We start from the raw sequence: 21,144 nt of genomic DNA, 5'->3' as shown, positions 1-21,144 counted from the left end.
CGGGGGAGGTGTTTTTTTTTGGGGGGGGGGGGCCATTTCCGGGGAGGGCGGGTTGGGGGGCCGCGGTCGGTGCCCTCGGGGGGGGGGGGGGGGGGGGGGGGGGGGGGGGGGGGGGCTCCCCCCCCCCCCCCCCCCCCCCCCCGACCCGTTGTCCGGTGGTTCCTTCTACTAGCGGCCCTTGCGCAGCGGGTTGATCACCCCGAAGGCGCCCGTCAGCGTGGACGGGTCGACGAAGGAGCCGCCCGGCCCGTGGGTGCGGCGGAAGTTGTTCACCAGGCCGGTGAACGACGGGTCCACCTTCGCCCGGTACGCGGCCAGCAGGTTGACCCGCTCGGGCGTGGAGAGCTCCTGCTCGGCCCGCAGCTGGTGGCTGCGCGACAGGTGGTACATGCCCTCGACGGTGTAGCCGGCGTTCAGCCAGCCCTGCCACAGCGCGTCGCGGTCCGCCTCCTGCCCGGCGAAGTACTCCAGGGCGCGCGGGCGCGGCTCGGTCGGGGCCGCCGTGGCCGGCACCGGCTCGGCCCGCAGCTCGACCCGCCGTCCGCACAGGTAGAGCACCGGAACTCCCTTGCGGACACAGAAGTTGAGCGCCTGCGCGGCCTGGTCGACGACCGCCTCGGCCTTGTCGTTGAGCGAGGTGTTGCACAGGATCGGCACCCCGGTCGCGGCCCGGAACGCGTCCAGCGCCCGGTGCAGCCGCGGGTTGGACTCGGCGGTGACGGTCTGGTGCCGCGCCGAGCCGTCCAGGTGGACGATCGCCGGGACCAACTCCCTTACCTCCGGCCGCACCTGGACGGCCTCCAGCATGTACGGCGACTCGCGGTCGGAGGCGAACCACTCGCCCGCGTGCTCGGCCATCACCATCGGCGCGACCGGCCGCCACCACTGGCGCCGCTTGTACGCGTTCAGCAGGTCCTTGACCTTCTGCGAGCGCGGGTCGCCGAGCAGGCTGCGGTGGCCGAGCGCGCGCGGCCCGAGTTCGGCCCGGCCGCCCACCCAGGCGATCACGCCGTCGGAGACGTCTGCGACGAAGCGCTCGGCCTCGAAGTCCGTCACCGAGACGATCCACGGCGCGAACTCGGCCAGTGCCTCCGCCACGTCCAGGACGTCCCGGCCGTAGTACGGCGAGACGATCCGCAGGTCGGCCGCGTCCAGCGCGCCCGCCCCGTACAGGCCGAGCAGGCCGAGGCCGATGCCCTGGCCGGAGTCGTTGGCGCACGGCGGGGTGACCAGGCCCTTGAAGCCGAACCGGTCCATCAGCAGGGTGTTGGTCGGGCAGTTGAGCGCGTAGCCGCCGGTGGTGGCCAGGTGGGTGTCCTCGGCGCGGATGCCGCCGACCTCCAGCAGCCGTTCCACGTTGCGGATCGCGACGCCCTCGCAGCAGCGCTGGACGACCTTCATCACCGCGCTGCGCAGGTGGTCCTCGCGGCTGAGCGTGTCGTCCAGCTCGACGTCCGCGAGCTGGAGCTCGGCGGCCTCCACCACCGAGCGCACCAGGTCGTGGGCGGCCTTCCAGGGCTGGGTCGCCGAGCCGCCGAAGAAGGTGACGCCGGCGATCGCGGCCTCGGCGTCGAACTCGATGGCGGCGGTCGAGGCGGAGGCCAGCGCCATCAGCGAGCCGGGCTCCAGCCCGAACACCGTCTCCGCCGCGGTGTACAGCGGGCCGGGCGACTCCACCGGCTCGAAGGTGATCCGGCCCTGCTTCACCACGCAGCCCGCGTACCAGTAGGTGTTGGGTCGGCTCTCCTGCGCGTAGTCGGGCAGCGCGTCGATCGCCAGGCCGACGATCTGCCCCTCGCGGAACAGCGGGACGTCCCGTAGCACACCGCTGAACAGGTGGGCCAGGCTGTGCAGCGGGAACTCCTCCGCCCCGGCCGGCTTCGGCACCGGCTGCGCCTTCGGCAGCCCGGGCGTGCCCCAGGTGGCGGTGACGTCGTCGAGGGTCAGCCCCTCCTCGGCCAGCAGCGCCGACAGGAAGGCCTCGGCCCGGCCCTCGGTATAGAGCGGCCAGAAGTGGTGCTTCTGCCCGCTGACCCGCTCCAGCTCCCAGACCCGGACGAGTTCGACGTCCGCCCCTTCGCGGCGCCACAGCGCCACGTTCTGGTCGTGCCGAACCGAGAAGACCGCACCCGGCCCCGGCGGCGTGAGATAGGCGGAAAGGAAGTGCTCGGCCACGGTTACCTCTTTTTCCTCGGTCTGCCAGGTTCTGTCAGGACGAGGTATTTCCGGCCCGTGCGCGGGGGGATTTCCCGCACCCCGCCAGGGCCGGCCGCCTGCCCCCGGCGCCAGCGACTACCCGGCCATTCGACCACGCGCGCGGACGCCCGGTACATACTGAAATCCCCGTTTACGCACGTCCGGGCCGCCCGCATACGCATGCGCAGCGGATTCTGGAATGGGGGCCGGGAATCGGGCCGGGAGCCGGGAAAGCGGGCCGGAAAGCCGGGAACGGGAAGGGCCCCGGCCGGTGGCTGTGCCACCCGCCAGGGCCCGGTCCCCCGGTAGGAGAAGTGCGGCTGCCCGGTCTCAGGCCCGCGCGCCCGCCTGCGCGTCGTGCTCGGCGAAGAACTCGTCGGCGATCGCCCGGGTGCGCGGCAGCCCGGCGACCGGCTCGCCGATCACCCGGCCCGCGAGCTCGGTGGCCAGCCGCGACACGTCCTCCCGCAGCTCCGCCTCGGCCAGCACCCGGTCGGCCTCCAGCCGGACCTTCGCCTCCGCCAGCATCCGCTCCCGCAGCTCCTGCCCCTCGGCGCGCAGCCGCGCGATCAGCGCCGCGCCCTCCTCGGTGGCGGTCTGCCGGATCAGCGCCGCCTCGTGCCTGGCCCCGGAGAGCTCCGCCTGGAACTCCTCATAAATGCGTTCCGCCTCGGCCCGTGCCGCCTCGGCCCGCTCCACACCCCCTTCGGTGGCATCCCTCCGCTCCGCCAGGGTCTTCTCGATGCGCGGCAGCAGCAGCGCCCCGAGCACCCCGAACACGAGGAAGAAACAGACAAGTCCGATGACGAGTTGGGCGACGTCCGGCTCCAAAGGTCCCATGCCATCAAGATAGTTGAGCCTCTCGCCCCTACCCGCCCCGGGTACCCCGCCGACCCCGGACACGACGAAGGGCGCCCTCCCCGAAGGGAGGACGCCCAGGTCGGACACGATCGCAGCGAGTGGGCCGCCAGGGGCTCGAACCCTGAACCTACGGATTAAAAGTCCGCAGCTCTGCCAATTGAGCTAGCGGCCCGCGGCCCTGGTCCCGGTGGTGCCTGGTGGGGAGGGCCACGGCGATCCTACCCGGTGGGGCCCAGGGCTCCGCCAGTGGATCGGCCGGGCGCGCCGGGTTCGTGGGGCGGGCGTTGCGGTGGGTCTTCCAGCGGCCCTTCCGGGGCCTTTCCGGCGGTCCTTCCGCCAGCCGTGGCAGCGGGGCCGGCCGCGGCCCCCGGGGCCGGGTCAGGGAGCGGGGTCGCGGGGCCCGTCCTGCGGCGGGGTGTAGTGGGCGGCGCGGACGCGGCGGAGCCAGGCCTCGACCGGGCGCGGGTCGGGGGCGTCGGGCAGCGCGCCGGGCCGGGCGAGGCGTTCGGCGGCGTCCGCGAGCAGCGGTTCGGCACTGTCCGGCCGATCGGCGATGCGTTCGCCGAGGTCCCGGACGCGCTCCGGGTCGGGCAGCCGGATCAGGTGGTGGCCGGTCTCGTGCAGCCGGACGGCCTGCTCGACCAGCCGGACGAGGTGCCGGGCGTGCTTGGCCGCCCGGCGACGGGTCGCCGGGTGGGTGGTGTCGCGGGTCAGCAGTTTGCGGAACTGCTGGTCGGCGTAGCCGAGATAGGCCTTGCGGACGGCGGGGCCGCTGAGGAAGGTCGAGCGGATGCCCACCAGTTCGCGCCCGAGCGGGGTGACGGTCTCGTACAGCTCCTCCGGCAGCCACACCAGCTCGGAGGCGGTCGGGTTGCAGGACAGCGCCAGGCGGCACCACTTGGCGGCCTCGTGCAGGGTGACGTCGGGCGCGGTGGTGACGTGCGACTCGACCGGGCGGTGCAGCCCGTGCAACTCCTCGGTGGGGGTGGCGAACAGGCCCAGCCGGTCGAGGTCCGAGCCGGCGTGGGCCAAGCCGTACGCGGTGGAGCCGACGATGCCGGACAGCAGCACGGTGCCGGGGGTGGCGGGCACGGGCGGACTCCTCTCACAGGGCGAATCGACTCGAATCGACGGACGAGCCGAAGCTCGAACCGACGGACGAACGGACGGGCGGCCACCGCATCCGTGCCCGAATCCTCCCCGGTACGGGCCGCGCCGGGCGAGCGATTTCCGGTCCTCGGTCCCTCCCCCCGCCGATACTGGCCCCATGGAGCACGATCCCCACCCCCAGGTCGGCGGCATCGAGAGGTTGCGGGCCTGGTGGTCGCACCGGCAGTGGCTGGACCGCCCGCACACCGGAGCGTCCGCGGCCGAGGTGCTGGCCGCCACCGGCTGGGCCCGCTCGGTGGGCGGCGCGGCCCCGTACCTGGGCCTGTTCGCCCGGGCCGGGCTCGGCCGGGCGGCGGTGGACGCGGCGGTGGCCGCCCTGGAGGTGCACGAGCTGCCGTCCGCGCGCGGCTGTACGTACGTGCTGCCCGCCGCCGACTTCGCGCTCGGCCTGGCGGCCGGCGCGGCCGCCCCGGAGGGCGAACTCGCCGCGGCGGGAAAGCACCTGGGGGTCGGCCGGGACGAGGTGGAGCAGCTCTGCCTGGCCGTCGAACGGGTCCTGACCGAGGACCGGCCACTGGATCCGGCCGCCATCCGGGAGGCGGTCGGCGACGCCGCCCGCCCGCTCGGCGAGGCGGGCCGCAAGCGGGGCCTGGCGACCACCCTGCCGCTCGCCCTCGGTCTGCTGCAGGCGCGCGGCCGGATCCGCCGGGTGCCGGTCAACGGCCGCCTGGACCAGCAGCGTTACGGCTACGTCGGCTGGGACCAGCCGGTCCGCGGGGACGCCGTCGACCTCGCCCGCCGGTACTTCTCGTGGGCCGCCCCCGCCACCCTCAAGCACTTCCGCTGGTTCTCCGGCTTCACCGCCGCCACCGCCAGACGGGCCGTCGCCGAAGCCGGCCTGGTCCCGCTCGCCCCCGGCTCGGACTTCCTGCTGCCGCCCGAACTCGCCGAGGAGTTCGCCGGTTTCGAGGTGCCGAGGGAGCCGCACTACACACTGCTGGCCGGCATCGACGGCATCCACCTGCTGCACCGCGACCTGCCCCGGCTGCTCGACCCCGCCGACGCCGCCCGCCCGCTGCCGGCCGGCCGTGCCGGGCGCACCTTCGGCACCGAGGCCGACCCGCAGACCCACCTGGTGCTCGACCGCGGCCGGATCGTCGGCCTGTGGGAGTACGACACCGAGCGGGCCGAGATCGTCCACCAGCTGTTCGTCCCGCCGGACGACGCGCTGCGCGACGCCCTCACCCGCACCGCGGCCTTCGTCCGGGACGAGCTCGGCGACGCCCGCGGCTTCAGCCTGGACTCGCCGAGGAGCCGGGCGCCGAAGATCGCCGCGCTGCGGGCCGCGGCTGCGGGCACGACCGGCCGAACGGCCGGGTAGCGTACGGACCATGTCGACCACCAGCACCGACGAAGTCCTGCTCGTCACCGGCGCCGGCCGCGGCATCGGTGCCGCCACCGCCCGGCTGGCCGCCCGCCGCGGCTACCGGGTCTGCGTCAACTACCGTACCGACGAGGCCTCGGCCGCCTCCGTGGTGGACGCGATCCGAGCCGAGGGCGGCACCGCCCTGGCCGTGCGGGCCGACGTCAGCCGCACCGCCGAGGTGGCGCGGCTGTTCACCACCGTGGACACCGAACTCGGGCCGCTCACCGGGCTGGTGAACAACGCGGGGACGCTGGAGAAGCAGTGCCGGCTGGAGGACATCGACGAGGACCGGCTGAACCGGATCTGGGCCGCCAACGTCACCGGCCCGTTCCTCTGCGCCGCCCAGGCCGTCCGCCGGATGTCCACCCGCCACGGCGGACGCGGCGGCGCGATCGTCAACGTCGGCTCGGCGGCCTCCCGGATCGGCTCGCCGAACGAGTACGTCGACTACGCGGCCGCCAAGGGCGCCGTGGACTCGATGACCTGCGGGCTGGCACTCGAGGTCGCGGCCGAGGGCATCCGGGTCAACTGCGTCCGCCCGGGCCTGATCCACACCGGCATCCACGCGCTCGGCGGCGAGCCCGGCCGGGTCGACCGCGTCGCACCGGCCGTGCCGATGCGGCGCGGCGGGCAGCCGGAGGAGGTCGCCGAGGCGATCCTGTTCCTGCTCTCCCCCGCCGCCTCGTACACCACGGGGGCGTTCCTGGAGGTCTCCGGGGGACGCTGAGGACCACCGCCGGGGCTCCCGGCCCCGGGCCGGGTCTTCAACGGACCGCCCCCTCCGGTTTCCTTCCGCCACATCGGCCGCGCCCGTACGGTGGGGGCCATGACCGACGCCTTCATCGACATCCCCGGTGTGCGCAACTTCCGTGACGCCGGCGGGATCGGCACCCTGCGCCGGGGCGTGCTGTACCGCTCCGGCTCCTTCCACCTGCTCACCGAGGAGGGCGCCCGCCGGCTCAAGGCCCTCGGCCTGCGGACGGTCATCGACCTGCGCAGCCCGGTCGAACTGCAGGTCTGGCCGGACCAGCGGCACGGCCTCGACCACGAGACCCTCCACGTGCCGACCCTGCCCGCCAACCGCGAGGACCTCGACCGGCCCTGGCCCGAGGACCAGGCCGACCTCTACACCTTCATGCCGGAGACCGCCGGGCCCTCGCTCGCCGCGGTCGTCCGCTGCCTGGCCGCCCCCGAAGCGCTGCCCGTCGTCATCCACTGCGCCGTCGGCAAGGACCGCACCGGCCTGACCGTCGCCGTCCTGCAGTCCCTGCTGGGCACCTCCGACGCCGACATCACCACCGACTTCCTGCGCTCCAACGCGGGCCTCGGCCTGGACCGCGGGCCCGTCCCCTACCTCGACGAGGCCGGCACCGAGCGCGTCTCCCGCCCGGTCGGCGCCGAACTCATCACCTCCTCCCTCGGCTGGATCCGCAGCCACCACGGCACCGTCCCGGCCTACCTCCGGGCCCAGGGCGTCACCGAAGCCGAACTCGCCGCCGTACGCGCCAACCTCTCCTCCTGAGGCCCTACTCGCACCGCTCGAAGCGCCACCACTGGGTGGGCGCGTCGACGTCCTCCCACTGCCGGACGCCCGCGTCCGGGTCCGCCGGGTCCGCCGGGGCGGTCAGCGGCTTGCCGCTGATGAAGCTGGTGACGGTGTACGTCCCCGGCGCGTCGACGTGGGCCTCCAACAGCCACTCCTGGGCACCGAAGGCGTTGGCGGACCACAGCTGGATCGGGACGCCGTCCTCCGGGGCGGCGCCGGTGACGTCCAGGCGCTTGCCCCCCGCGGCGCTCTCGATGTGGAACAGCGCGCCGCCCGGGTGGACGGCGGTGAGCTGCCAGAGCTGCCCGTCGGAGCCGTCGTCCGCGCCGACCCGCACCCGGGCGCCGCTGCGCCGGGAGCCCGGGGCGACCTCCAGCAGCAGGCCGCTGCCGACGTTGCGGATCCGGTAGCGGCCGTCGGTGACCGCGGCGCCGCCCGGGCGGTCGGCCGTTCGATCGGCCCGTCGGTCAGTCGGTCGGCCAGGCGCTCGCTCAGTCATGACGGGAGTCTCCCACCGGGGGCCGACAGCCGTCCTCGGCCCCGGACCCAGCGGCGGGCGCGCGGAAACCTCCGGGCCCGGCGGAGGGCGGGGGCGGTGCCGGGCACACCGGCGGCGGAGGCCTTCCGGTAGGAGGGAGGCTCCGGGGGGCCGCCCCGTTCGCCGCGTTATGGTCGGAAGCCGACGCAGCCCCACGGCCGCGGCCCCCGTTGGCCGGCCACGACCGGTGACGAGTGACGAGTGGAGTCGACGATGGCGAAGGTCCCGAACGTGCTCACGGCCGCCGCGCCCGCGGCGCTGACCGCGGCGAGCGGCCTGCTCGGCGGTTACGGCGTCGCCCGCTGGAGCGGCCGGCGCGAGCTCGGCGGCGCCGTGCTGGCGGTGGCCGGTGCCGGGGCGGCCGCTCAGTGGCGCCGGAACGCGGGCACGGCCACCGCGGCGGCGCTGACCGGCCTGTACGTGGCGGCCTTCGGCGGCTCCCACCCGCTGGCCAAGAAGATCGGCGCCTGGCCGTCCGTCTTCGCCGTCACCGGTGTGGTCGCGGCGGCCTCCACGGCCGCGACGGCACTGTCCGCCCGCAAGAGCCGCTAGGCCCCGCTCGGCCCGGCGAACCTGGCCTCGAAGGCCGCCCGGTTCGCCGAGACCGGTGAGCGGTCCCAGACCGCGAAGACCACCTGCTCGAAGGCGGCGCCGTACCGGGCCAGCGCACCCTCGAAAGCCTCGGCCACCTCGGCCGGGTCGTTGCGGAACACCCCGCAGCCCCAGGCGCCGAGCACCAGGGCGCGGACCTCGTGCCGGGCCGCCGCCGCGAGCACCCGGACGGCCCGCTCGGCGAGCACGCCACGGACGTCCGTACCGGGCGAACGCCGCTCCAGCTGACCGGCGTTGGGGGCGGGCGAGGTCAGGAAGGTGACCGGATACGGCCGGGCCAGCAGGGCGCCGCGCCGGTCCCGGATCACCGGGACGCCCGGCGAGACGATGACCCGGTGGCTGTACCGCAGGTCGGTCGAGGCGCGGTGGGCGTCGTAGTAGTCGGGCGCCTCGAGCAGGCAGGAGTACAGCAGGGCGCTGCGGCACAGGTCCTCCTCCTGGGCGCGGGCGCCGCGCAGGTAGCCGCCGCCGGGGTTGCGCGCGGAGGCGAAGTTCAGCACCCCGACCGGCCCGGCACCGGCCGCGACCAGCCGCTGGGCGGCCTCGACGCTCCCCTCGGCCGTCACCTCGATCCGCCCGGCCGCGGGCCCGGGCCCCGGCTCGGGCGACGCTCCCGGCCCCGCCGCATGCCCCGCGCCCGCCCCCGGGGAGGCCAGCAGAGCGTCCAGCGCCGCCGGCGCGTACGACACCGTGCCCGCCTTCGCCGCCGCCAACTGCTCCCCGACCTGCACGAGTTCGCCCCCGGCCGTCCGGTAGCTCCCCCGCTCGGCGATCTCCTCGTTCACCCGTGCCACCTCATGCAGTCTGCTGCTCATGCCGGTGACGCTACGGGACTACCGCCGACCGGCGCCACCGGTTATTCTCACTCCCAGAACAACACCTCGGGGGGCCGTGCGCGGAAGGTGCCGGGAGGTGCGTGGGGGGTTCGGGGAACGCGAAGGGCCCGCTCCGAGGTACGGAGCGGGCCCTTCGTGTGTTCGGGTCAGTCAGTCCGACCGGCGGTCAACCACCGGTCGTCCGACGTCAGTTCTTCCAGCGCGGCTTGCGGTCGTCGCGGTTGAAGCCGCCACGCTCGCGGTCGAAACCGCCGCGGTCCCGGTTGAAGCCACCGCGCTCGGCCTGCGGACGGCCACCGGAGCGGTGGTCGTCACGGCGCGCGAACGGACGGCTGCTGCCACCGCGCTCGTCGCGGTCCCGGCCGAAGGACGGGCGGTCACCGAAGGACGGGCGGTCACCGAAGGACGGGCGGTCGCCGAAGGAGCGGGCCGGACGGTCGCCGAAGGAGCGGCCGCCGCGGTCGTCACGGCCGGCGAAGCCGCCGGGGCGACGCTCGTCGCGGTCGAAGCCACCCGAGCGGCGGTCATCACGGTCACGGCCGGCGAAGCCACCGGAGCGACGGTCGTCACCACGGTCCCGGTTGAAACCGCCGGGACGACGCTCGTCGCGGTCGAAGCCACCCGAGCGACGGTCATCACGGTCACGGCCGGCGAAGCCGCCCGAGCGACGGTCGTCACCACGGTCCCGGTTGAAACCGCCCGAGCGGCGGTCGTCACGGTCCCGATCACGGTCACGGTCCCGGTCGCGGTCACGCCCGAATGCCGGACGCTCGGTGCGCGCCTCGCGGTACGCGGGGGCACGGTCCTCCGCCTGCGGCGCGGCCGCGGCGGGGGCGGCGGCCTCGGCGGCGACCGGGGTCTCGGCCTGCTCGCCCGCCTCCTCGGCGGCCGGGGCCTCGTCCACGATGCCCAGCTCGGCCCGCTCGCGCGCCGCACGGGCGGCCAGGCGGTCGGCCTCCTCGCGCAGCTCGGTGGCGCGGCGCTGGGCCCGCTCCAGCTGGCGGGTCATGTCGGCGAGCTCGCGCTCGGCGGCACCGGCGATGTTCGCGGCGCTCTCGGCCTGGACCTCGGTGAGCGAGCGGGCGCCGGTGATCCGGGCCACCTCGGCGTCGAAGGCGTGGTCCAGGATGTGGCGGCTGGCGTCGACGCCCGCGTCCTCCATCAGGCGGAAGACGCCGCGGCGCTGGTGCGGCAGCACCAGGGTGACGACGATGCCGGAGCGGCCCGCACGGGCGGTGCGGCCGGAGCGGTGCAGGTAGTCCTTGTGGTCGCCGGCCGGGTCCACGTTGAGGACCAGGTCGATGCCGTCGACGTGGATGCCGCGGGCGGCGACGTCGGTGGCGACGACGACGTTGACATAGCCGTCCTTGAAGTCGCCGAGGACGCGGGTGCGGGCGCCCTGGGTCATGCCGCCGTGCAGCGCGTCGGCCTTCACGCCGGCCTCGATCAGCTGCTCGGCGACGCGGTCGGCGCCCATCTGGGTGCGGACGAAGATGATCGTGCGGCCCTTGCGGGCGGCGATCGCGTTGGTGATCGGCGCCTTGTCCTTGGGCTTCACCACGAGGATGTGGTGGGTCATGGTGGTGACGGCACCGGCCGAGGGGTCGACCTCGTGGGTGACCGGCGCGTTCAGGTAGCGCTTCACCAGGGTGTCGATCTCGTTCTCCAGGGTGGCGGAGAACAGCAGGCGCTGGCCGCCGGCCGGCACCTGGTCGAGGATCTCGGTGACCTCGGGCAGGAAGCCCATGTCGGCCATCTGGTCGGCCTCGTCGAGGACGGCGACCTGGACGTCGTCGAGCTTGGCCGAACCGCGGTTGAGCAGGTCGCGCAGGCGGCCCGGGGTGGCGACCAGGACGTCGACGCCGCGGTCCAGCGCGTAGATCTGGTTCGACATCGAGGTGCCGCCGCAGACGACCTTGAGGCGCAGGCCGAGCACCGAGCCGAACGGCTCCAGCGCGTCGGCGACCTGCATGGCCAGCTCGCGGGTCGGGACGAGGATCAGACCGCGGGGGTGCTTGGCGCGGGTGCGCTCGCCGTCGGCCAGGCGGGTCAGCAGCGGCAGGCCGAAGCTGAGGGTCTTGCCGGAGCCGGTGCGGCCGCGGCCCAGCACGTCCTTGCCGGCCAGGGCGTCCGGGATGGTCGCGGCCTGGATCGGGAACGGGGTGGTGACGCCGCGCTTGGCGAGGGCCCGGACGATGTCGTCCGGCAGGCCCAGGTCGCCGAAGGTCATGGTCGGCTCGGCGGCCTCCGCGCTCTCCTCGGCGGCGGCCTCTTCGGCGGCGATCTCCTCGATGGTCCCCTCGGCGGCGATCTCCGCGGCCTCGGCGGTCAGTTCAGTGGTGTCGGTGATGTCGGTGGTGTCGGTGACATCGGCGGCGGCCTCGTTCGCGGGCATGGCGAAGCGGGCGTCGTCAACGAGAGACATTCAAAACCTTCCGGAAGTGGCACGCGCCAAAGTCCGGGGTTCTGTTTCACAACCGCCTCTATGCGGTCAGCCACGGATCGCCGGAACGCGCCAAGGGCGCCAGATGGGAAAGGGCGCCAGTCAAATGGATCAAACGAACGATCTACCACCATAGAGGAACTTCCGGATCGAAGGCAAATGCCCAGGCCAAACCCCTGCTACCCACCCGCCCGGGGGCTCGGCGCCGAAGAACCGGAGCTGCCCGCGGAGGGCTGCGGGGCCGGCGGGACGGTCGCGGCGGGCGAGGTGTGCTCGGGCTCGGGCGAGGTGGACGGGTGACTGCTCGGGGTGGCCGACGGCGTCCCGGCGGAGCCGCCGGAGCGGCCCTCCCCGGTGCCGCCCGCCCCGCCCGTACCGGGGCCCGCCGGGCCGCCGCTGCCACCTGTCGTACCGCCCGGGTGCGGCGCGGGGCTCACGTTCCCGCCGCCCGCGGAACCGGTGCCACCGGGCGCGTTCTCGGGGGCGCCCGCCGCCGGCACCGGGACCACACCGGCGACCGCGCCGTTCGCGCCGGGCGCGATCTCGCCCGCTGCGGTGGCCGTGGCCCCGGGGGGCGCGTTCTCGGCCTGCACGCCGCCCGGGCGCTCCGGGTGCCCGGAGGCGCCCCCCGGGTGCCCGGCGCCCGGCGAGGCCGAGGGGGCGCCGGTCGCGCCCGACTTGCCCACCGGACCGGCCTGCCCGACCGGGGCCACCCCGCCGGGCTTGTCCTCCGCCGCCGGACCGACCGACATGCAGCCGGTCAGCCCCAGACCGGCCACCGCCAGCACCGCAGCCGCGCGCATCCCGCGCGACCGCCGCAGCGCCGCCTCCCGCACCGGCGCGGCCACCCGCACCCCGACCGTCCGCACCGTCCGCACCGAAGCCACCGAGTTCCCTCTCCACCGCCCCACCCGGGCCGCCCACTGACGCGCGGCCGCTTTCGGTGCCCAACGCGCGCCGGGTGCGCCGGGACACGGGTCGGCGCGGTGCTTGTCGAACCCCGCCGCCGCTCCGGCTCTACGGCCACCTGCCCACCGGCCCTGCGCCCACCGGCCCGCCGGCCCGTTCAGCCCCAGAGCGCCGAGGCCAGCTCCGCCCCCGCGTACACGGCGGTCAACCCGGCCGCCAGGCTGCCGGCCACGTTGGCCACCGCGTAGCGCACGGCACCGGACTCGGCCAGCCGCAGCGTCTCGTACGAGAAGGTCGAGTAGGTGGTCAGCGCCCCGCAGAAGCCCGTGCCGACCAGCAGCTGGACGTGCGAGGAGGCCGCGTCGGCCGCCACCGCCCCGGTCAGGAGGCCGAGCACCAGACAGCCGACCACGTTCACCGTGAAGGTGCCCCACGGGAACACCGAGTCGTGCCGGGACTGCACCGCCCGGTCGGTCAGGTACCGCAGCGGCGCGCCCACCACCGCGCCCGCCACCACCAACAGCCAGTTCACTCCGCTCCCCCGCCCCCGCCGGTCCCGCCCGGGCCCCGGCCCGTGTACCGGACGACCTCGCAGTGGTCCAGCACCACCAGCCCCTCCGCCACCAGCTCCTCCAGCTGCGGCAGGAAGGCCCGCACCCGCTGCTCCTCGTCCACGATCACCACCGCCACCGGCAGGTCCGCGCTCAACGACAGCAGCCGCGCCGTGTGCACCAGCGACGAGGCGCCGAAACCCTCGATCCCCCGGAACACGCTCGCCCCGGCCAGCCCGGCCGCCCGCGCCCGGTGCACGATCTCGCTGTAGACGGGGCGGTGGTGCCACATGTCGCTCTCGCCGACCAGCGCGGTCAGCCGCAGCGCCGGCCCACTCAGCCGGCTCACCGGCCACCCCCGCCACGGAGCGAACGGCGGACCGTACGGCTGACCGAACCGCCGACCGAACCCGGAACCCGACGGCGGATCAGACGCCGGGTCAGCACGGCCGCCGCCCACACCGCACCGAGCGCACCGAGCAGGGTCAGCCCGAGGTACGCCAGTCCGGGCCCGAGCCGCCCCGCCTCCAGCAGCCGGCGGACGTCCACCGAGTACGTCGAGAAGGTCGTGAAGCCGCCCAGCACCCCGGTGCCGAAGAACGGCCGCAGCAGCGGATGCGCCGGACGCCCCTCGGTGACCGCCACCAGGAACACCCCGATCACCGCGCAGCCGACCACGTTGACCAGCAGCGTCGTCCACGGGAAGGCCGTCGGCCCGGTCCGCTGGCCCAGCCCCGCCGCATACCGGGCCACCGCCCCGATCGCCCCGCCCACCGCGACCACCACGACGGCCGGCCCCTGACCGCGCAGCACCGGCGGCCTGCGCCGCACGGCCGCCGCGCCCGGCGGGCCGGTCCGCGCCGGCTCCTCCGCGGTGTCGTCCATCGCGTCCTCCGAGGTCGTCACAGCCCCATCAAACACCGGCGCCCGCTGCCTGGCACACCGTCATCCCAGACCCGACAATGATCCGGTGGAGATGACCCGGGAAGAGTTCGAGACGCTGGTCGGCGATGCCCTGGACCAGATTCCCCCGCAGCTCGCCGCCATGATGGACAACGTCGCGGTCTTCGTCGAGGACGAACCCGACCCCGACGACCCGGAACTCCTCGGCCTCTACGAGGGCACCCCTCTCACCGAGCGCGGCGAGTGGTACGCCGGCGTCCTCCCGGACCGCATCCTGATCTACCGCGGCCCCACCCTGCGCCACTGCGACACCCGCGAACAGGTGGTCGAGGAGGTCCGCACCACCGTCATCCACGAGGTCGCCCACCACTTCGGCTTCGACGACCACGAGCTCGACGACCTCGGCTGGTCCTGACCCCCGCCCCACCCGGCCCAAACCCGTTTTGGCGATCCGCCCCGCATCCCATATGCTTCTCGACGTCCCCGAACGCTGGAAACAGCGGGACAGGCCGCAAGCCCTCATCGTCTAGTGGCCCAGGACGCCGCCCTTTCAAGGCGGTAGCACGGGTTCGAATCCCGTTGGGGGCACGCGCAGTACCGTAGTAAAGTGCAGTGATCGCAAGACCTTAGTGGCTCGCCACTACAAGGTCCCGTGGAGCAGTTGGTTAGCTCGCCACCCTGTCAAGGTGGAGGTCGCGGGTTCAAGTCCCGTCGGGATCGCTCGTCTCGCCAGAGACGACGCAGTACGGCCAGGTAGCTCAGTTGGTACGAGCGTCCGCCTGAAAAGCGGAAGGTCGCCGGTTCGACCCCGGCCCTGGCCACAACCGCCTGATAAGGCAAAGCAGCCCCGCAGAGATCATTCTGCGGGGCTTTTTTCATGCCGCTCGACAGCGACCTTCCACAACTCCCGACAAGCGGTACGGGCATGGATCGGCCTCGCGGTGCCCGGCCCGCCGAGGTGGGGCGGTGGGCCGGGCAGGTGGCGGTGCTTGCGGCCGCGCCGGGGTGGTCGCGGGTGTCACGTGTTGCGCCCCGGTGGGGGCGGTTCAGCCGAGGTGGGTGGCGAGCCAGTCGGCGGTGGTGGGGAGCCAGTCGGGGAGGGCGGTGCCGAGCAGGTGGTTGCCGTGGGGGACGAGGAGGAGTTCGGCGTTCGGGGCGTGGGAGGCGAGGGCGGTGGCGCCGGTGACGCCCGGGATGCGGTCCTCGCCGCCCTCGACCACCAGGAGCGGGAGGGTGATCGTCGGGGCGAGGGCGGTCAGGTCGATCCGGGCCGCGAAGGCGCGGGCGGCCTCGGGGCTGCCGCAGCGCTGGGTGAGGGTCTCGGTGACGAACGGGACGAGACCGTCCCAGTCCAGCCGGTAGGGGCCGCTGACCGTCACGGCGGCGCGCAGCCGGGGTTCGCGGGCGGCGGCTGTCGCGGCGTAGTAGCCGCCGAGGCTGAGGCCGATGACGGCGGTGCGGGCGGGGTCGAGGCCGTCGCGGTGGGCGAGCGCGTCGAGGGCTCGGCCGACCACGAGGTGGTAGTCCGGCTCGGGCGCGCTGGTGGCGGCGAGCACGCCTTGCCCGGGTCCGTCGATCGAGAGCACCGCCATGCCCCGGGCCAGCAGGGCCTCGGTGACGGCGTGGAACTCCTCCTTCCCGGAGTCCATGCCCGGCACGACCACCACCACTGGGGCTGCGGCCTCCCCCGCCCGGGCCGGACGGCGCAGCCAGCCCGCGAAGCCCTCGCCCGCCACCCGCTCCGCGGTGGGCTCCAGCAGGGCCAGTGACCGCCGCATCGCCTCGTCCGCGTCGGTGGCGAGCCGGGCGGCGGCGGCCCGGTCGGGGTGCGGCAGCAGCCCGGCGGCGTGGAACCAGCGGGCGGCGCTGCGGTAGGAGGTGCCGGCGGTGACGGTGCGGCCCTCGGCCTCGGCGCGCTCGGCCTGGGCGCGGTACCGGCGGCCGGCGGCGGCGAAGGCGGCCGGCCAGTCGTGGAGGGAGGTCAGCGGGGCGGTCACCCGGGCGTACTCGTACGGGTCGAGGCCTGCGCCGTGCACGCGCGGGCGGTTCTCGGCGATGAAGGCGGCCAACAGGCCGGGGGTGTCGAGGACGGACACGGTGGGAGTCCCTTTCCGCAAGAGGAGTCAGAAGGAAGAGTCAGGAGGGGTCAGGAGGGGCCGGCAGGCCGGGTCAGGCGACGGTCAGGACGGCCTTGCCGCGGATCCGGCGGTCGCGCAGGTCGGTGAGTACGGTGGCGGTCTCCTCCCAGGGCGCGACCCGGCCGAGCTCAGGGGTCAGCCGGCCCCGGGCCGCCAGCCGCACCAGGGCCGCCAGGTCCTGGCCGTCGGGCACGTCGGAGTCGGCGTAGTGGAAGTGCCGCAGGGTGGCCGACTCGGGGCCGCTGAAGAAGTCGAAGAAGTCGAGCGTGGCGGGCGTCCGGGAGGCCTGGCCGAACCAGATCAGGGTGCCGCGCCGGGCCAGCCGGGCCAGCGCGAGCGGCAGGGCCGCGCCCCCGGTGGATTCCAGCACCAGGTCGTAGGGGCCGCGCGCCTCGCGGAGGTCGTGCACCACCTCGGTGGCCCCCAGCTCGGCCAGTCGACGGCCGCGTTCCGGGGAGGCGGTGACGACGGTCAGCTCGGCCCCGGCGGCGGCGGCCAGCTCGGTGACGTAGTGGCCGACTCCGCCGGAGGCCCCGGTCATCAGCACCCGCCGCCCGGCCAGTGCCCCGGCGGTCCGGAGCAGCCGCAGCGCGGTGAGGCCGGCCAGCGGCAGGGCGGCGGCCCGTATGGCGTCCAGGCTGTCGGGCAGTTCGGCGAGCGAGGAGGTCGGCACGCACACGTACTCGGCCCAGCCCCCGGCGGGCGGGTGGGCGACCACCCGCCGGCACACGCCGGGCCCGGAGCCGTCGGCGGCGGCCTGGACGACCAGCCCGGCGACGTCCTTCCCCGGCCGCCATCCGGGCCTGGGTGCCTCCAGCTGGAAGGTCTCCCCCCGGTTCACCGAGAAGGCCTCCACCTTCACCAGCACCTCTCCGGCCCCGGGCCGTGGCTGCTCCACCTCCGCGAACCGCACCGCCCCGTCCGCCGCCACCAGCGCTTTCATTCCCGCACTCCTTCCGTTCGGCCGGGCTCCAGCTCACCGCGCCCGGCCCCGCGCGGTCCAACAACCGGCGGCGGACGCCGACAACCGACGGTTGTCGAGCGAAGCTGAGAAAGGCAGAAGGGGCGAGAGGGGAGCGGGAGGCCCGGGAGCCGGCGGCACGGCTTAGGGTGCCCGGGTGGATCTGGATCTGGGGCAGGTGCGGGCGTTCGTGGTGACCGCCGAGGAGTCGCACTTCGGGCGGGCCGCCGGGCGGTTGGGGATCAGCCAGCAGGGGCTCTCGAAGCGGGTGGCCCGGCTGGAGGCGGCGCTGGGGGTGCGGCTGCTGGAGCGGGACGCCCGCGGCGTGGCCCTGACGACGGCCGGGCAGCGGTTCCTGGAGCCGGCCCGGCGGGTGTTGGCGCAGGGTGAGCGGGCGGTGGCCTCGGTGCAGGGCGCGGGGCGTCCGCTGCGGATCGACGTGTGGGGGCACCTGTACGCGCCGATGCGCACGCTCGCCCAGGCGGTGGACGCGGCGCCCGGCCTGGAGGTGGAGCCGGTGCCGGGGCGGGACCTGCCGTCGGTCGCGGCGGCGGTGCTGCGCGGGGAGTCGGACGCCGGGTTCGGCCGGGTGCACGCCCTGCCGGACGGCGGTGACGCCGGGCTGACGCACCGCCTGGTGCGGCTGGAGCCGGTGGACGCCCTGCTCTCCGTGGACCACCCGCTGGCCGGCCGCGACGCCCTGTGCCCGGCCGAGCTGCGCGGCAGTGTGCTGCGCTACCCGGCGGCGGTGGACCGCTTGGACTTCCTGACCCGCTTCGCCACCCGCTTCGGCATCACCGACCGGGTCGGCTCGACCAATCTCGGCCTGGAGCACTTCGTCGACCAGGTCGGGACCGACCCGTCCTGCTTCTCCCTGGTGCCCGCCGACAACCCGCTGCCCGACCGCCCCGGTGTACGCACCGTCCCGCTCGCCGACCCGACCCCGCTCTACGCCTGGTCGCTGCTCTGGCAGGCCGACCGGGCCACCGACCTCCACCCCCAACTGGAGCCGCTGCTAAGGGCGTTCACCGCCGAGGCGGCTCGCAGCCGGTGGCTGGAGTACGACCCGGCCCGTGACTGGCTGCCGGACGCCGACGAGGCCGCGCTCACCCCGCCACGGCCTGGTAGCTGAGCACCTCGAAGTCCCGTGCCACGGCCGGCGGGGTGGCGCTCTCGAACATCCGCTGGGTGAGCAGGACGCCGGTCAGTCGTTCCGCCGGGTCGTTGAACCACACGGTGCCGAGCCCGCCGTCCCAGCCGTAGCGGCCGGGGCCGGCGAAGCCGGTGCGGTGGGTGGCGACGGACACGCCGAAGCCCCAGCCGGTGAGTTCGTCCCGCCCCAGCAGCGGTGCGGCGGCGGCGAGTCGGGTGGAGCCCAGGTGGTCGGTGGTCATCAGCTCGACGGCCGGGCGGGAGAGGACGCGCACGCCCCCGGCGCTCTCGCCGCCGGCCAGCAGCATCCGGGCGAAGGCGAGGTAGTCGTCCAGCGTCGAGACGAGGTCGCCGCCGCCGTCGTCGAGGCGAGCCGGCCGGGCCCAGGCGCTGTCGTCCGGGTCGTCGTACGGGACGAGCCGGCCGCTCGCGCGGTCGCGCACGTACTCGACGGGGAGCCGGTGCAGTTGGTCGGCGGGCACGGTGAACCCGGTGTCGCGCATGCCGAGGGGGTCGAGGACGCGCTCGCGCAGCACCTCGCCGAGCGGCTTGCCGCAGGCGCGGGCGAGCAAGATGCCGAGGACGGTCGAGCCGGTGTGGTAGTGCCAGCCCGCGCCGGGCTGGTGCAGCAGCGGCAACTCGCCGAGACGGCGCAGGAATTCGTCCGGCTCGGGGTAGTCCGTCCGGGGCGGCCGGACGTCGACGCCGCGCTCGGCCGTGGCCCGGACGATCGGGGCGGTCGGCGGGAGCATCGCGAAGCCGTAGCCGAGCCCGAAGGTGAGCAGGTCCCGCAGGGTGATCGCCCGGACGGCGGGCTCGGTGTCGGCGAGCTCGCCGTCCGGGCGGCGCAGCACCCTGCGGTCGGCCAGCTCGGGCAGCAAGTCGTCGACCGGGTCGTCCAGCCGCAGCAGGCACTCCTCGACCAGGGTGAGCGCGGCCACCGCGGTGACCGGCTTGGTCATCGAGGCGATCCGGAACAGGGTGTCCCGCCGCATCGGGGCGGTGCCGGCCGTGTCCCCGCTGCCGAGCACCTCGACGTGCGTGTCGCCGTCCCGCGCCACGGCGGCCACCAGGCCCGGCACCTGGCCCTGCTCGACGTGCCGGGTGAGCACCTCCCGCATCCGGCCCAGCCGACCCTCGGACAATCCCGTCGCGCCGCTCATCGGAAACCTCCTCACCCCGCGTTGACGCCTTGTCACCCGCACTGGAGACCACTGTGACGCACGGCACTGACAATCGGCGGCGGGAAAGGCGGCGGAAAGAACGGCAGCGGGAAAACGGCGGCAGCCGCGGCAACCGGCAGCCGGCTCAGTCGGTGCGGAGCCACTCGCTGGTGGTTCGCAGGACGGAGCCGTCCGCGGCGTACGTGGTGTAGGTCTTGGCAGCGGAGTCCGGCTTGGCCATGATCCCGTACCAGCGGAGCCCGGAGTCCCCGATCCGGACCGGCACCGCCTCGGTGGAGCCGCCGGTGTCCCAGGTGATCACGACCTTCGCCACGTCGGGCATGACCTCTTCGATCACGACCGGCGGGAGCCCTGACTTCTTCCGGTCCTGGAGGCCGAGCGACGCGGCCCCGCAAACGGTCCCCACGTGCGGGTTGCCGGGCTCGTCGACCGGGAACACGGCGTCGTCCGCCTGCCGCTTGCCGTCCACGGTGTAGTACACGTTCGCCAGGTCGTAGTGCGGGACCCACTTCCCGTCGCTGCCCCGGGGGAACGACGACTTCGGGTCCGGGTTGGCGGTGAGCCGTTCCGCCCTGATCAGTCGGTCCTGCTGGAGAGCGTCCTGCCCGGTGGCCGGAGCCGGCCACATGGCGACCCAGGCCTGCCAGGTGCGGCCGTTCGCCGTCCCTTCACCGACCTTGGTCCGCATCGGGGTGAACGGGTCCCGCGCGGCCCCGGTCGGGCCGCCCGAGGCGGACGGAGTGCCCGAGGGCGTCCCGGCAACGGAGGCGGCGGCCGTCGACGGAGCCGCCGTGGACGGAGCCGCCGTGGACGACGCGGCCACCACGGTCGAGGCACCGCCCGCCCCCGGTCCGTGCCCGCCGAACGCCGCCCCCGCCACGGTCACCGCGACGACCATCGCCGCGGCCGCCGCTCCGGTCAGCAGGCGCCGGCGCCGCAGCCTGCGCCGACCGCCGGCGACCAGCCGGTCGTACGGGACCGGGGAGGTCTCGATGCGCCCGGCCAGATCGCTCAGCTCCCACGAAACCGCGGCCTCCGCGGCCCTTGCGGCCTCCGCCGCACCCGCCGCACCCGCCGCACCCGCCGTACCCGCCGTACCCACAACACCCGCGTGGTCGTCCCCGTACATGGACTCCGTCCTCATCTTCCGCCTCCCACAGTCGTCAGCTCGCTCAGTGCGGGGGCCATCCGGAGCTTGGCCAGCCCCTTGGCCGCCTGGCTCTTCACCGTCCCGACCGAGCAGCCCATCGCCGCGGCGGTCTGGGTCTCGGTGAGGTCCTCCCAGTACCGCAGCACCACGGCCTCCCGCTGGCGCGGTGGCAGGGCGGCGAATGCGGTGAGCAAGGCGGCCCGGTCGTCCGCGTCGCCCTCGGCCGGCGCGGGGCGTTCCGGGACGGCCGACACCAGGTACTCGGTCAATCTGCGCCGGAACCTCCGGGCGTGCTCGTTGACCAGGATCCGGCGCACGTAGGCGTTCGGATCCTGGGCCGCCCGGACCTTCTCCCATGCCACGTACGTCCGCTCCAGCGCCTGCTGGACCAGGTCCTCGGCGCCGTGCCGCTCGCCCGCGAGCAGGTACGCCGCCCTCAGCAGCCTGACCACGCGCTGCCGGCGAATGCCCGGAACTCCTCGTCCCGGCCCTTCTTCCGCTCTCCCATGAACACCCCCTCGCCCTTCCGGAGCCCGCGGCGGCCCCGGACCGTTGCCCGGCGTTCGCGATTCCGCACCGGCGGCTGTGACACTGGAGGGGCTCGAAAACCGAGGTGCGCTCCGCCGTA

The 21,144-nt window shown here is 74.8% G+C and carries 20 protein-coding genes, 4 tRNA genes and 1 pseudogene; 9 read left to right on the top strand and 16 right to left on the bottom strand.

Annotation, left to right across the window (positions count from 1 at the left end; all coding sequences use genetic code 11):
• Window positions 1-168: 168 nt before the first annotated feature.
• The 4 genes from ACZ4WV_RS27005 to ACZ4WV_RS26990 form a co-directional block, all read right to left on the bottom strand.
• Window positions 169-2,175 (bottom strand): carbamoyltransferase C-terminal domain-containing protein, encoded by a 2,007-nt coding sequence (locus ACZ4WV_RS27005; RefSeq protein ID WP_465751040.1) that lies wholly within the window; start codon window positions 2,173-2,175, stop codon window positions 169-171.
• Between the two features lie 351 nt (window positions 2,176-2,526).
• Window positions 2,527-3,036, bottom strand: a complete 510-nt coding sequence (locus ACZ4WV_RS27000; RefSeq protein WP_465751038.1) for a F0F1 ATP synthase subunit B family protein — start codon at window positions 3,034-3,036, stop codon at window positions 2,527-2,529.
• A gap of 120 nt (window positions 3,037-3,156) precedes the next feature.
• A tRNA-Lys gene (locus ACZ4WV_RS26995) sits at window positions 3,157-3,229 on the bottom strand.
• Between the two features lie 206 nt (window positions 3,230-3,435).
• Complete coding sequence (locus ACZ4WV_RS26990) at window positions 3,436-4,149, bottom strand: nucleotidyltransferase domain-containing protein (protein WP_465751036.1); 714 nt, start codon at window positions 4,147-4,149, stop codon at window positions 3,436-3,438.
• A 175-nt stretch (window positions 4,150-4,324) separates the two neighbouring features.
• Here ACZ4WV_RS26990 and ACZ4WV_RS26985 point away from each other — a divergent pair, with 175 nt between their 5' ends.
• From ACZ4WV_RS26985 to ACZ4WV_RS26975, 3 genes are all read left to right on the top strand, one after another.
• Complete coding sequence (locus ACZ4WV_RS26985; protein WP_465751034.1) at window positions 4,325-5,548, top strand: DNA glycosylase AlkZ-like family protein; 1,224 nt, start codon at window positions 4,325-4,327, stop codon at window positions 5,546-5,548.
• Between the two features lie 10 nt (window positions 5,549-5,558).
• On the top strand, window positions 5,559-6,320 hold the full coding sequence (locus ACZ4WV_RS26980) for an SDR family oxidoreductase (protein ID WP_465751032.1): 762 nt from the start codon (window positions 5,559-5,561) through the stop codon (window positions 6,318-6,320).
• A gap of 99 nt (window positions 6,321-6,419) precedes the next feature.
• Complete coding sequence (locus tag ACZ4WV_RS26975) at window positions 6,420-7,115, top strand: tyrosine-protein phosphatase (protein WP_465751030.1); 696 nt, start codon at window positions 6,420-6,422, stop codon at window positions 7,113-7,115.
• Window positions 7,116-7,119: 4 nt separating this feature from the next.
• On the opposite strand, the gene ACZ4WV_RS26970 is transcribed toward ACZ4WV_RS26975, so the two are convergent.
• On the bottom strand, window positions 7,120-7,638 hold the full coding sequence (locus ACZ4WV_RS26970; RefSeq protein ID WP_465751028.1) for an RICIN domain-containing protein: 519 nt from the start codon (window positions 7,636-7,638) through the stop codon (window positions 7,120-7,122).
• 252 nt (window positions 7,639-7,890) lie between these two features.
• On the opposite strand from ACZ4WV_RS26970, the gene ACZ4WV_RS26965 reads away from it, so the two are divergent.
• Window positions 7,891-8,229: a hypothetical protein gene (locus tag ACZ4WV_RS26965; protein ID WP_465751026.1), complete on the top strand. Its 339-nt coding sequence runs from the start codon at window positions 7,891-7,893 to the stop codon at window positions 8,227-8,229.
• On the opposite strand, the gene ACZ4WV_RS26960 is transcribed toward ACZ4WV_RS26965, so the two are convergent.
• The 6 genes from ACZ4WV_RS26960 to crcB (ACZ4WV_RS26935) form a co-directional block, all read right to left on the bottom strand.
• Window positions 8,226-9,104 (bottom strand): TIGR02452 family protein, encoded by an 879-nt coding sequence (locus ACZ4WV_RS26960; protein WP_465751024.1) that lies wholly within the window; start codon window positions 9,102-9,104, stop codon window positions 8,226-8,228. The genes ACZ4WV_RS26965 and ACZ4WV_RS26960 overlap by 4 nt on opposite strands.
• Before the next feature lie 208 nt (window positions 9,105-9,312).
• On the bottom strand, window positions 9,313-11,550 hold the full coding sequence (locus tag ACZ4WV_RS26955; protein ID WP_465751022.1) for a DEAD/DEAH box helicase: 2,238 nt from the start codon (window positions 11,548-11,550) through the stop codon (window positions 9,313-9,315).
• Window positions 11,551-11,747: 197 nt separating this feature from the next.
• Complete coding sequence (locus ACZ4WV_RS26950) at window positions 11,748-12,455, bottom strand: hypothetical protein (RefSeq protein ID WP_465751020.1); 708 nt, start codon at window positions 12,453-12,455, stop codon at window positions 11,748-11,750.
• A 179-nt stretch (window positions 12,456-12,634) separates the two neighbouring features.
• A complete protein-coding gene (gene crcB / locus ACZ4WV_RS26945; protein ID WP_465751018.1) occupies window positions 12,635-13,009 on the bottom strand; it encodes a fluoride efflux transporter CrcB in 375 nt (124 codons plus the stop codon).
• Complete coding sequence (locus tag ACZ4WV_RS26940) at window positions 13,006-13,377, bottom strand: DUF190 domain-containing protein (protein WP_465751016.1); 372 nt, start codon at window positions 13,375-13,377, stop codon at window positions 13,006-13,008. The genes crcB (ACZ4WV_RS26945) and ACZ4WV_RS26940 overlap by 4 nt, the downstream gene beginning before the upstream one ends.
• Window positions 13,374-13,913 (bottom strand): fluoride efflux transporter CrcB, encoded by a 540-nt coding sequence (gene crcB / locus ACZ4WV_RS26935; RefSeq protein ID WP_465751044.1) that lies wholly within the window; start codon window positions 13,911-13,913, stop codon window positions 13,374-13,376. Before crcB (ACZ4WV_RS26935) ends, ACZ4WV_RS26940 begins: the two co-directional genes overlap by 4 nt.
• 91 nt (window positions 13,914-14,004) lie before the next feature.
• Between crcB (ACZ4WV_RS26935) and ACZ4WV_RS26930 the strand changes: the two genes are divergently transcribed.
• The 4 genes from ACZ4WV_RS26930 to ACZ4WV_RS26915 all read left to right on the top strand — a co-directional run bounded on the left by ACZ4WV_RS26930 (window position 14,005) and on the right by ACZ4WV_RS26915 (window position 14,752).
• Entirely contained in the window at window positions 14,005-14,346 is a 342-nt protein-coding gene (locus tag ACZ4WV_RS26930) for a metallopeptidase family protein (protein ID WP_465751042.1), read from the top strand.
• A 100-nt stretch (window positions 14,347-14,446) separates the two neighbouring features.
• Window positions 14,447-14,519 (top strand) — tRNA-Glu (locus tag ACZ4WV_RS26925).
• 58 nt (window positions 14,520-14,577) lie between these two features.
• A tRNA-Asp gene (locus ACZ4WV_RS26920) sits at window positions 14,578-14,651 on the top strand.
• A gap of 27 nt (window positions 14,652-14,678) precedes the next feature.
• A tRNA-Phe gene (locus ACZ4WV_RS26915) sits at window positions 14,679-14,752 on the top strand.
• Between the two features lie 225 nt (window positions 14,753-14,977).
• On the opposite strand, the gene ACZ4WV_RS26910 is transcribed toward ACZ4WV_RS26915, so the two are convergent.
• Window positions 14,978-16,027, bottom strand: a complete 1,050-nt coding sequence (locus tag ACZ4WV_RS26910; protein WP_465751014.1) for an alpha/beta hydrolase family protein — start codon at window positions 16,025-16,027, stop codon at window positions 14,978-14,980.
• Between the two features lie 73 nt (window positions 16,028-16,100).
• Entirely contained in the window at window positions 16,101-17,012 is a 912-nt protein-coding gene (locus ACZ4WV_RS26905; RefSeq protein ID WP_465751012.1) for a zinc-binding dehydrogenase, read from the bottom strand.
• 175 nt (window positions 17,013-17,187) lie between these two features.
• Between ACZ4WV_RS26905 and ACZ4WV_RS26900 the strand changes: the two genes are divergently transcribed.
• Window positions 17,188-18,162: a LysR family transcriptional regulator gene (locus ACZ4WV_RS26900; RefSeq protein ID WP_465751010.1), complete on the top strand. Its 975-nt coding sequence runs from the start codon at window positions 17,188-17,190 to the stop codon at window positions 18,160-18,162.
• On the opposite strand, the gene ACZ4WV_RS26895 is transcribed toward ACZ4WV_RS26900, so the two are convergent.
• The 3 genes and pseudogenes from ACZ4WV_RS26895 to ACZ4WV_RS26885 all read right to left on the bottom strand — a co-directional run bounded on the left by ACZ4WV_RS26895 (window position 18,137) and on the right by ACZ4WV_RS26885 (window position 21,024).
• Window positions 18,137-19,345, bottom strand: a complete 1,209-nt coding sequence (locus ACZ4WV_RS26895; RefSeq protein ID WP_465751008.1) for a serine hydrolase domain-containing protein — start codon at window positions 19,343-19,345, stop codon at window positions 18,137-18,139. The two genes, ACZ4WV_RS26900 and ACZ4WV_RS26895, sit on opposite strands and share 26 nt — an antisense overlap.
• Window positions 19,346-19,490: 145 nt before the next feature.
• Window positions 19,491-20,510: a hypothetical protein gene (locus ACZ4WV_RS26890; RefSeq protein ID WP_465751006.1), complete on the bottom strand. Its 1,020-nt coding sequence runs from the start codon at window positions 20,508-20,510 to the stop codon at window positions 19,491-19,493.
• Window positions 20,507-21,024, bottom strand: a pseudogene (locus tag ACZ4WV_RS26885) (SigE family RNA polymerase sigma factor). The gene ACZ4WV_RS26890 and the pseudogene ACZ4WV_RS26885 overlap by 4 nt, the downstream one beginning before the upstream one ends.
• Window positions 21,025-21,144: the final 120 nt, after the last annotated feature.

This window comes from Kitasatospora sp. NPDC029312, assembly GCF_055569215.1.
The sequence above is the reverse complement of the archived record's forward strand: the minus strand, read 5'-3'. Positions and strand labels throughout refer to the sequence as shown.